Source organism: Microbacterium paludicola (genome assembly GCF_015235415.1).
GTDB classification, from domain to species: domain Bacteria; phylum Actinomycetota; class Actinomycetes; order Actinomycetales; family Microbacteriaceae; genus Microbacterium; species Microbacterium paludicola.
Genome location: NZ_JADGLL010000069.1, coordinates 1 through 9,316 on the forward strand (window position 1 = coordinate 1; position 9,316 = coordinate 9,316).

At 69.9% G+C, this 9,316-nt stretch carries 10 protein-coding genes; 4 read left to right on the plus strand and 6 right to left on the minus strand.

The window, feature by feature from the left end:
* Nucleotides 1–405: 405 nt before the first annotated feature.
* Entirely contained in the window at nucleotides 406–957 is a 552-nt protein-coding gene (locus tag IR155_RS15165) for a MarR family winged helix-turn-helix transcriptional regulator (RefSeq protein ID WP_233441233.1), read from the minus strand.
* Between the two features lie 62 nt (nucleotides 958–1,019).
* On the opposite strand from IR155_RS15165, the gene IR155_RS15170 reads away from it, so the two are divergent.
* Nucleotides 1,020–3,200 (plus strand): MMPL family transporter, encoded by a 2,181-nt coding sequence (locus tag IR155_RS15170; protein ID WP_135115626.1) that lies wholly within the window; start codon nucleotides 1,020–1,022, stop codon nucleotides 3,198–3,200.
* A gap of 5 nt (nucleotides 3,201–3,205) precedes the next feature.
* Here the strand turns inward: IR155_RS15170 and IR155_RS15175 are convergent, their stop codons facing one another.
* Nucleotides 3,206–3,811: a hypothetical protein gene (locus IR155_RS15175; RefSeq protein ID WP_135115627.1), complete on the minus strand. Its 606-nt coding sequence runs from the start codon at nucleotides 3,809–3,811 to the stop codon at nucleotides 3,206–3,208.
* 104 nt (nucleotides 3,812–3,915) lie between these two features.
* Here IR155_RS15175 and IR155_RS15180 point away from each other — a divergent pair, with 104 nt between their 5' ends.
* Entirely contained in the window at nucleotides 3,916–4,215 is a 300-nt protein-coding gene (locus tag IR155_RS15180; RefSeq protein ID WP_135115628.1) for a GNAT family N-acetyltransferase, read from the plus strand.
* A gap of 100 nt (nucleotides 4,216–4,315) precedes the next feature.
* Here IR155_RS15180 and IR155_RS15185 read toward each other — a convergent pair whose 3' ends face one another.
* Nucleotides 4,316–5,752 (minus strand): HNH endonuclease signature motif containing protein, encoded by a 1,437-nt coding sequence (locus IR155_RS15185; RefSeq protein ID WP_167760822.1) that lies wholly within the window; start codon nucleotides 5,750–5,752, stop codon nucleotides 4,316–4,318.
* Nucleotides 5,753–5,861: 109 nt separating this feature from the next.
* On the opposite strand from IR155_RS15185, the gene IR155_RS15190 reads away from it, so the two are divergent.
* A complete protein-coding gene (locus IR155_RS15190) occupies nucleotides 5,862–6,830 on the plus strand; it encodes an SDR family oxidoreductase (RefSeq protein ID WP_194210355.1) in 969 nt (322 codons plus the stop codon).
* A 15-nt stretch (nucleotides 6,831–6,845) separates the two neighbouring features.
* Here IR155_RS15190 and IR155_RS15195 read toward each other — a convergent pair whose 3' ends face one another.
* Both IR155_RS15195 and IR155_RS15200 read right to left on the minus strand, forming a co-directional pair.
* Nucleotides 6,846–7,745, minus strand: a complete 900-nt coding sequence (locus IR155_RS15195) for a hypothetical protein (protein ID WP_135115631.1) — start codon at nucleotides 7,743–7,745, stop codon at nucleotides 6,846–6,848.
* Nucleotides 7,739–8,308, minus strand: a complete 570-nt coding sequence (locus tag IR155_RS15200; RefSeq protein WP_135115632.1) for a hypothetical protein — start codon at nucleotides 8,306–8,308, stop codon at nucleotides 7,739–7,741. The genes IR155_RS15195 and IR155_RS15200 overlap by 7 nt, the downstream gene beginning before the upstream one ends.
* 41 nt (nucleotides 8,309–8,349) lie before the next feature.
* Here IR155_RS15200 and IR155_RS15205 point away from each other — a divergent pair, with 41 nt between their 5' ends.
* Nucleotides 8,350–8,784 (plus strand): pyrimidine dimer DNA glycosylase/endonuclease V, encoded by a 435-nt coding sequence (locus IR155_RS15205; RefSeq protein WP_135115633.1) that lies wholly within the window; start codon nucleotides 8,350–8,352, stop codon nucleotides 8,782–8,784.
* Here the strand turns inward: IR155_RS15205 and IR155_RS15210 are convergent.
* The coding region (locus tag IR155_RS15210; RefSeq protein ID WP_135115634.1) for an alpha/beta fold hydrolase at nucleotides 8,781–9,316 on the minus strand (536 nt) is incomplete at its 5' end. The genes IR155_RS15205 and IR155_RS15210 overlap by 4 nt on opposite strands.

The window sequence follows — 9,316 nt, forward strand, 5'->3', positions numbered from 1 at the left end:
GTCGAGGAGAGCGGGGGCGTTCGTCATGATGATGATGTCCTTGCGGGATGCACCTGTGCGGTGCGGGTGTGTGTCTGTGCGACCGATCGCACCCAGATGGCGATCGGAGGGTGAGGATCCGGTGATCCGGATTCTCGGCTGCGCATCCGCGTCAGATGCGGGCGAGCCGTGTGCGCTGGTGAGAGGTCAGCGGCACATTCGACAGCACATGCCAACGCGCCCGGGCATCATCATCCCGGTGGTCCCGTTCGCCTCCAGGGCGGACAGAAGCGTGGCGTTGGCAGACATGGGGCAATTGTGTCCGGGCGTGTCGCACCGTGTCAAACGGTTTCAGCGATCGGTACGTCCTATGACGCAATGTGACATCCGGGGGTCCGGGTCTGCCAGCAATGTGAGCGGAGCGGCTCAGCCGGTCGGTTCGTCCGCGGTCGCGGCGAGGTCGCGCAGGAACCGGATGATCACGTCGCGCTGCTCGCCCGTGAGTCGAGCGGCGACGTCGAAGCGGCGCGCGTGGCTGCGGCCGATGCTGTCGCGCGCGGCGCGGCGCGTCTCGTCCAGGACCTCGACGATCACGCTGCGCCGGTCGGACGGATGGGGGAGGCGCCGGATGTGGCCCGCCGCGGCGAGGCGGTCGAGCAGCTTCGTCGTGGACGCCGTCGAGATCCCGAGGTGCGCGGCGATGCTTCCCGGGGTGACAAGCGCGCCGTTCTGCTGACCGACGATGATGAACCGCAGCGCGCGCATGTCGGTGTCGCCGAGCTTCATGTAGCGGCGTGACGCCTCGCTCATCCGCTCCTCCGCCTCGCGCCAGAGGCGCAGCGCCTGCAGCAGCTCGACGACCTGGTCGATGTCGGCGGCGGAGATCCCCTCGAGCGACACAACTTCCTGCCCGGGGTCGAGGACGCGAGGATCGAACAGCGACGGATCGTCGCCGCCCCGCACCTCGGTTTCCCTCACGCCTGAATGATATTCCCCTTCGGAAGTATGTAGTTCCTAACGTATCTAGCTAGGCTAGGAATATGACTGATCACCCCGGCACGGATCTCACCCGCCGCGAACTTCGCGGGCCTCGCGTTCCGCTCTGGCTGCGCGTGCTGCTGCCGTCGGCGCTGATCCTTGTGTGGCTGGTCGGGGCGGCGATCGGAGGCCCCTACTTCGGGCGCGTCGACGAGGTGTCGTCGAACGACCGCACCGCGTATCTTCCGGCCACGGCGGAGGCGACCGAGGTGCAGGAGCGGCTCTCGGGATTCACGGAGGGCGACGCGATCCCGGCGGTCGTCGTGTTCTCCTCGGACGGCGAACTCGCGCCCGACGAACTCGAGGGGATCGCCGACCGGCTCGCCGAGGCGGCCGAGCTGGATGTCGTCGCGGGGGAGGCGTCGCCGCCCATCCCGTCCGAGGACGGCCGCGCGGTGCAGGCATTCGTGCCGCTCGACAGCGACGCGGATCTCGGTGAGGCGACGACGGAGCTGCGCGAGGTCGTCGCGGAGGGGCTCCCCTCCGGCGTGGACGTCCACATCACCGGGCCCGCCGGGTTCACGAGCGATCTCGTCGGGGCGTTCGCCGGCATCGACGGGCTGCTGCTCGGCGTCGCGCTCGCGGCGGTGCTCGTGATCCTCGTGCTCGTCTATCGCTCGCTGCTGCTGCCGATCGCGGTGCTCGCCACGAGCATGTTTGCGCTGTGCGTGGCGCTGCTGACGATCTGGTGGCTCGCGAAGGCCGACATCCTGCTGCTCAGCGGGCAGACGCAGGGGATCCTGTTCATCCTGGTGATCGGCGCGGCGACCGACTACGCGCTGCTCTACGTCGCCCGCTATCGCGACGAACTCGTGCGCACGCCGCAGCGATGGACCGCGACCGTCCGGGCGCTGAAGGGATCGGTCGAGCCGATCGTCGCGTCGGGCGGCACGGTGATCGCGGGGCTGCTGTGCCTGCTGCTGAGCGACCTGCGTTCGAACAGCTCGCTCGGACCGGTCGCCGCGATCGGCATCGTGTTCTCGGTGCTGTCGGCGCTGACGCTGTTGCCGTCGATCCTGTTTGTGCTGGGGCGCGCCGCGTTCTGGCCGCGGCGGCCGAGGTTCGACGCCGAGGCGGGCGATGCCGGCGAGGGATCGGGCCTGTGGGCGAAGCTCGCCCGCCTGATCGCGCGCCGGCCGCGGGCGATCTGGATCGCGACCGCCGCGGTGCTCGCCCTCGGCTGCGTCGGCGTGACCCAGCTGCAGGCGTCGGGGGTGCCGCAGTCGGAACTGGTGCTGGGGGCGTCCGAGGCGCGGGAGGGGCAGGAGGTGCTCGGCGAGCACTTCCCGGCCGGGTCGGGGAGCCCCGCGTCGGTCGTCGTGCCCGAGGAGCGCCTGCAGGATGCGGCCGACGTGCTGCTCGCCCACGACGGCGTGGCCGAGGTCTCGGTGGCCGTCGATCGCGAGGGGATGACCGCGCCCGTGACCGCGGAGGGCATCGGCGCCTTCGGTCCTCCCGGGACGCCCGCGCCCGAGCCGGTGGTCTCGGACGGTGACGTGCTGCTGCAGGCGACGCTGGCGGATGCGGCCGACTCGCTCGCGGCGGAGCAGACAGTGCGCGAGCTTCGCACAGCGTTCGCCGCGGAGGTGCCCGGCGCGCTCGTCGGAGGAAGCACAGCGACCGATCTCGACACGAACGACGCGTCCATCCGGGATCGGAACCTCATCGTGCCGCTCGTTCTCGGCGTGATCCTCGTGATCCTGATGCTCCTTCTGCGATCGGTGCTGGCGCCGATCCTGCTGACCCTGACGACCGTGCTGTCGTTCGGGACCGCGATGGGGGTCGCCGCGCTCGTGTTCGAGCACGTCCTCGGGTTCCCGGGGGCGGATCCCGCCGTGCCGCTGTACGGGTTCGTCTTCCTCGTCGCGCTTGGCATCGACTACAACATCTTCCTGATGTCGCGGGTGCGCGAGGAGTCGCTGACTCACGGGACGCGGGAGGGCATCCTGCGCGGGCTGCGGCTGACGGGCGGGATCATCACGTCGGCGGGGCTGGTGCTCGCGGCGACGTTCACGGCGCTGTCGGTGATCCCTGTGCTGTTCCTCGTGCAGATCGCGTTCATCGTGGCTTTCGGCGTGCTGCTCGACACGTTCATCGTCCGGTCGCTGCTCGTCCCCGCGCTGGCGACCGACGTCGGCCGGGCGATCTGGTGGCCGTCGAAGCTCTCGCGGGGAGAGCGCTGAGCGGATCAACATCCCACGAACTCGGGCGCCGGCCACATGCCGTCGACGATGAAGCCGTCGGTGGCGGGGTCGTTCACGAGCCGCACCTCCTGGGCGAGGATGCTGCCTCCCTCGGGGATCGGCGCGGGCTCTCCCGACTCGTACACGAGGTCCATCGCGGCGAGGTCGCGGCAGACGAAGGCGAGCACGTGCGAGGGCGGGGCCGCCAAGTGGACGATGAGGTCGTCGAGGCGGTCGGCCGCCCGCACCTGAAGCCCCTTCGCGCGGATCGCCGCCAGGTCCTCCTCGGCCTGCGCGATCACCTCCTCCGAGGCGAGCGCGCGCAGTTGCTCGAGCGCGCCGGGCTCATCCATGTAGAAGGCGCGGAGCGACTCGAGGTAGTGCTCGAAGGTCGCCTTCGCGACGATCCCTTCCATGGGATCGATGGCAGCCATCCGCTTTCGGATGTCCTCCGGATCTTCGAGGGCGGTCTGCGGCGGTCCGGAGGCGGCGAGGGGCGCCGGGGCGGGCGTCGACGCGGCGCGTTCGGCCGCGGGGCTCGCGGCGCAGCCCGAGCTCGCGGCCACGATGATCGCGGTGATCAGGATGAGGAGGGGACGCAGGTTCGCCATGCGATCGACGCTAGGGAGGGGGTCCTCGGCCAGCGGCGTTGTCCACAGCGAATCGCCAGCGCGGATGAGTCTTGCGGCCTGTGGACGGACGTAATCTCGGGGGCGTGACTGAGTTGACCTTCACCAATGACAGGGCCGCGTCGCGCTACGAGCTGCGTCGCGGCGACGAGCTGGTGAGCGTGCTCGACTACCGCGACAACGGCCGGACCGTCGCGCTCACGCGCGCCTTCACCAACCCGGCCCACCGTGGCCACGGGTACGCCGCCGTCATCACCGACCGCGCCGTGGCCGAGATCGAGGCCGCCGGCGACCGTTCCGTGCTGCCCGTCTGCTGGTACGTCGCCGACTGGTTCGCCGAGCATCCCGAGCGCGCGTCGGTCCTCGAGGGCGCGGCCGCACGCTGAGGCCACGGTCGGCCGGCTCTGGCTTGTCGGTCGTCCGCGCAGTCGGCGCGCATGCCTGTAGCCGCCCCGGGATCGGGGCGGTGCAGGTACCGGATGATGTTCAGCCGTGCCGGGCGAGCGGCCTGGATCGCCGCCTGGCTCGGCGCCGGGTGAGTGCGGTGGGTGCCTTGCGGTAGATGCCGCGCGGGTCGATCCACGGTGGCGCCTTGACCTCCGGCACGCCCAGGTTCATCCGGATGCCCCATCCGGAGGTCTCGATCGTGTGGTGGTGCCACCAGCAGAGCAGGACTCCGTTGTCGGTGTGGGTCGGGCCGCCCGCGGCGTGCTCTTCGACGTGATGCACCTCGCACCAGGCCGCCGGGACCGTGCAGCCGGGGATGACGCAGCCGCCGTCGCGGGCGGCGATCGCCTTGCGCTGGTGGTGGTTGAAGAGCCGCTCCTTGGTGCCGAGCCGGACGATGCGTCCGTTCCGGTCGAAGACGACCTTCTGCACGGCGCCGGTGCAGGCGATCCGGTGTGCGACGGTGGCGGGCACCGGCACGTCCACGCCCTCGATGGCGGCCGTGCCGTTGGGGGCGGTGAGGTCTTCGAGGGCGACGTGGACGAGCAGTGTCGGGGCCGCGCCGCCGAGGGTGGGGGTCTCCTCGCTGCGGGTGGCGGCGTCGAGGGCGGCCTGCAGGATGTCGTGCCGCTTCTGCGCGGGCGTGCGGAGGTCTGCGATGACCTCGTCCCCGGTCCACGGCTCATCCGGGTCCTTCTCGCCAGGGAGGCTGCCGAAGCGGACGGCGGGATTTGCGTGCGCATCCCAGATGCGCTGCAGCACTCCGATGAGCTCCGGGGTGGCGTACCCGCCGAACCGGTGCACCCCGTCCCTGAGTGCGCCGACGGTGATGCCGCGGCGGGCGGCGGCTCGCTCGGGGTCGGGAGGTGTGCCGTCCTGGTCGAGCAGGATGCCCCAGGTCTGCACGTTCACCTTCAGCTCGGCGAACGTGCACGGCAGCGCGCCGGTGTTGGTTCCCGTGGCGAGCTCGACCAGCGTCTCCTCGGCGAGGGACGCCATGTCGGGGTCGGCGCGGTGCTCGACGCCGGCGAGTGTGTCGGAGATGAGGGAGGCCGCCTGACTGCCGATGCGTCCCTCGTCGAGCGCAGTCGCCAGCTCGGGAAGCAGCGGCGGGAGGCTCTCACCCGTGAGGGAGAGGCGCGACGAGGTGCGCTTGTCGAGTCGTACGCGGCGGAGCACCTCGCCCGTCGGCGCCTGCGTGACGCGCTCGATCAGCTCGGTTCCGTTGCGGCATCCGCGTTGCGCGGCGAGGTTCTGATCGCCCGGGCGGAGGGAGCGCTTGGCCACCTCGCCGGCCGCCCGCACCCGCAGCGCGTCGAGCGTGCGGCCGCATTCCTCCACCGCGCGGGCGAAGTCGACGGCATCCGCGTCGGAGAGGCCGCTGATCCTGCCGAGCTGATCGCGCAGATCCCAGCACGCGAGCCCGACTCGACTGACCGCGTCGAGCGGATCTTCGAAGTCGGGAACCTCATCCATGGTCACAGTATAGTAGATACGTACGACATTGGGAAGAGTTTTGTCACGTGAGTTTCGAAGGGGTGGACGATGACCCGCGGCTTGGCCGCCGGCCGGTAGCCTGGCGCGCATGCGCATCCTGATCATCGGCGGCACCGGCAACATCAGCTCTCACGTGACAGCCCTGGCGGTGGAGCGAGGGTATGAGGTCACACTGTTGAACCGTGGCAACCGCGCCCTTCCGGCCGGCGTGCGAGGCCTCGTCGGCGACGCGGGCGATCCGGATTCCATCCAGGGCGCGATCGGCGACGAGACGTTCGACGTGGTCGCCAACTTCCGCAGCTTCTCGCCGCAGCAGGTGACCGACGACATCCGGATCTTCAGTGGGCGGACGGCGCAGTACGTCTATATCTCGAGCGCGTCGGCGTATCAGAAGCCGATCGCGCAGCTGCCGATCGTCGAGTCGACGCCGCTGCGCAACCCGTTCTGGCAGTACTCGCGTGACAAGATCGCCAGCGAGGATCTGCTGGTGGCCGCGTATCGCGAGAGCGGCTTCCCGATGACGATCGTGCGCCCGAGTCACACGTACGGCGAGTCGCTGATCCCGATCGAGGGGGCGTGGACGACGCTGCAGCGGATCCTCGACGGGCGTCCGATCGTGGTGCACGGCGACGGGACGAGCTGGTGGACGCTGACCCACTCCCGCGACTTCGCCCGCGCATTCGTCGGCCTGTTCGGCAACCCGCACGCGATCGGCCAGGCGGTGCACATCACGAGCGACGAGAGCCTCACGTGGGACGAGATGGCGCGTCAGCTCGGGCGCGCGCTGGGCCGCGAGCCCCAGATCGTTCACGTCGCTTCCGAGGCGATCGCGCGGGAGATCCCTGCGATGGGCCCGGGCCTCGTCGGTGACAAGGCGCACTCGGTGCTGTTCGACAACACGCGGATCAAGCAGCTCGTGCCCGGATGGGTCGCGACCACGCCGTTCTCGGAGGGCGCGCGCGAGATCGTCGCCTGGTACCTGGCGGATGCGTCGCGGCAGCAGGTGGATCCGGAGCTGGATGCCGCCTTCGACCGGCTGATCGAGAAGCACGGCTGACATCCCGGGGCACCGTCAGGAGCAGCCGGCGCCCGTCGGGTTCTCGAGGCAGTCCTGGTCGACCAGGGCTGTGTGGACCTCGACGATCCGGATGTCGCGGGCCGCTGCCGGCCCGGAGATGACGCCCTCGACGGTGCGGGTGCCCCACACGCCGAAGTCGACGACCGCGGTGTAGAGCGGGGTGACCGTCAGCGTGTACGTGCCCTTCTCGGCATACGAATGGCTGGTGTCGGTCGGGCTGAACTCGGCCTGCCCGATCGTCGCCCAGGATGCGCCGCCGTGAACGGTCTCGGTGACGGTCTCGTCGCCCCAGTCCTGCCGGAAACCCGCCGGTGTGAAGGTCACCGACACCGGGAACCCGAACAGTTCGCCGCCGAGTGTCTGTGCGCTGGAGGTGGCGATGGTGTTGAGCGGCATGTTCTTCGCGCCGATTCCGTCGGGCTCGGTGGCGATCGACGGAGCCGCCGGGACGAAGCTCGCGATGTCGGTGATCGTCACGACCTCAGGAGGTGTCGCGACCTCGACCGGCGCAGGCTCGGCTTCGACGGGCTCGGGGACGTCGGTCGCGCAGTCGGCGCCGACGACGTTCTCCGAGTCGTCGAGGCAGACGATGGGGCCGTCTGTTTGGTCGGGCGGCGGGGTGTAGGTGTCGGGCGTCGGGGGAGCCCAGTTGCCGGTGGCGCGCGGGTTGCCGGTACTCGGAGCGGGTGAGCGCCCTCCGGTGTATTGCTCTAGCTGGCCTCGAACTTGGGCACGATCCCCGGCATTACCGGGTGCAAGGTCAAGGCCGCAGAGATTCGCGCGCGCGGCCGCCGGCGTGCACATTGACGACGCTGCTGATATCGACGCGGGCGCGAGCTCGACAGCGGGCAGCCAAGATGACGCGAGGAGCAGAGATGCGGCAATCTTCAACATTGCGATGCCGCATCATTGGCGCTGGAGATCATCAGCATCTTTCCTTCGATACTCATGAACTCAACACGGAGGCCGTACCGCTCCGTGCCAGCCGGTGTGACGTCGTCCCCATCCGCGTTGATCAGGCGCTGTTCAGTCGCGTCGTGGCAGACCAGGAGTTCTGCCTGCCCCGCACCAGCAGTAACGGTTGCGGCTTGGCGTTCAATGCTGGTGATGACGACATCGCCCTCGTAGTGCAAGCCAGCAACGCTGAGGTCGTCAGCTAACGCCTCGGATGCTTTCTGCAACTCGCCGTGCTGGTACTGCAATGGATTCGCGCTCTCATCGCCAGCGTTCTCGGCGTTAGTGGCATCGATGTACGCCCGATACGTCTCCTCGGCCGCCGCAAACGCCTCCTCCTCGCTCGCAAACCTGGTTGCCGCAGGCGAAGGCGAGTCCGACGGATCCCGTGCGGGCGCTCCCGTGCATCCGGTCAGCCCCACCACGAGGAGGGCGACCAGTCCGAGGGAGGCACGACGCGACACCATGCCCCCAAGGTAGGGCGCAACGGCGATCGGATGCATGAGTTATCCCCAGGGCTGGGGTGCCGCCGTAGGCTCCTTGGATGAGGTTGTGGTCGCTGCATCCATCGCTGCTCGACCGGCAGGGCCTCACCGCGGCGTGGCGCGAGGCGCTGCTTGCGCAGGCCGTCCTGCTGGGGCGCACGCGCGGCTACACGCGGCATCCGCAGCTCGAGAGGTTCCGCGCCCAGCCGGATCCCGCCGCGACGATCGGCGCGTACCTCGCGGTCATCGCCGAGGAGGCCGGCCGCCGTGGCTACCGCTTCGATTCCGCGCGCATCGTGACATCCGGTGACGCGGCGATCCGGCCGATCCCGGTCAGGTCGGGACAGGTGGAGTTCGAGTGGCAGCACCTGCTGCGCAAGCTCGCCGCGCGGTCGCCCGAGGTGCACGAGCGCGTGGCGAGCGGTGGGCCGATCCTGCACCCGATGTTCGAGGTGATCGCGGGCGGGATCGAGCCGTGGGAGCGCGCCGGTTAGAGCTCGGCGAGCCACTCCAGGATCAGGCGGGCGGCGGGTTCCGGGTTCTTGATCATGGTCTCGTGGCCGCTTCCCGGCACCTCGCGCAGGCGTGCTCGGGGGATCGCCGCGGCCACGAACTCGCACCAGTCGCGGGGTGAGACGGTGTCGGCCTCGCCGCGCAGCACCAGGGTGCCGGCGGAGATGCGCGGATAGACGATCTCGGGCCTGTGGACGAGCATCGCGCGCATCTTGCGCCGCAGGTTAGGTCCGGCGCGGAGATACTCGCGGGCGCCGGTGATCAGCACCTTGGGGCTCTCATCGGCGAGGTCCTTCGCGAGCTTGCGCAGCTGCACGAGCGCGCGGCGCTGGCCGATCTGCACCGTCGGCCCGATCATCACGAGCCGTGAATGGAGATCCGGATGTCGCGCCGCGACCTCGGCGATCACCTGCGTTCCCATCGAATGCCCGATCAGGACCGGATCCTGGATGCGCTCGGCGCGGACGAACGCCGCGACGATGTCGGCGAGGCGCTCGATGGTGGGGGTGCGGG

Excerpts from the sequence above, each read along its gene's own strand:
- IR155_RS15175 (WP_135115627.1), bottom strand. The coding sequence starts at position 3,811 with ATGGCGAACCTGCGTCCCCTCCTCATCCTGATCACCGCGATCATCGTG.
- IR155_RS15185 (WP_167760822.1), bottom strand. The coding sequence starts at position 5,752 with ATGGATGAGGTTCCCGACTTCGAAGATCCGCTCGACGCGGTCAGTCGA.
- IR155_RS15190 (WP_194210355.1), top strand. The coding sequence starts at position 5,862 with ATGCGCATCCTGATCATCGGCGGCACCGGCAACATCAGCTCTCACGTG.
- IR155_RS15200 (WP_135115632.1), bottom strand. The coding sequence starts at position 8,308 with ATGCATCCGATCGCCGTTGCGCCCTACCTTGGGGGCATGGTGTCGCGT.
- IR155_RS15195 (WP_135115631.1), bottom strand. The coding sequence starts at position 7,745 with ATGTTGAAGATTGCCGCATCTCTGCTCCTCGCGTCATCTTGGCTGCCC.
- IR155_RS15170 (WP_135115626.1), top strand. The coding sequence starts at position 1,020 with ATGACTGATCACCCCGGCACGGATCTCACCCGCCGCGAACTTCGCGGG.
- IR155_RS15205 (WP_135115633.1), top strand. The coding sequence starts at position 8,350 with ATGAGGTTGTGGTCGCTGCATCCATCGCTGCTCGACCGGCAGGGCCTC.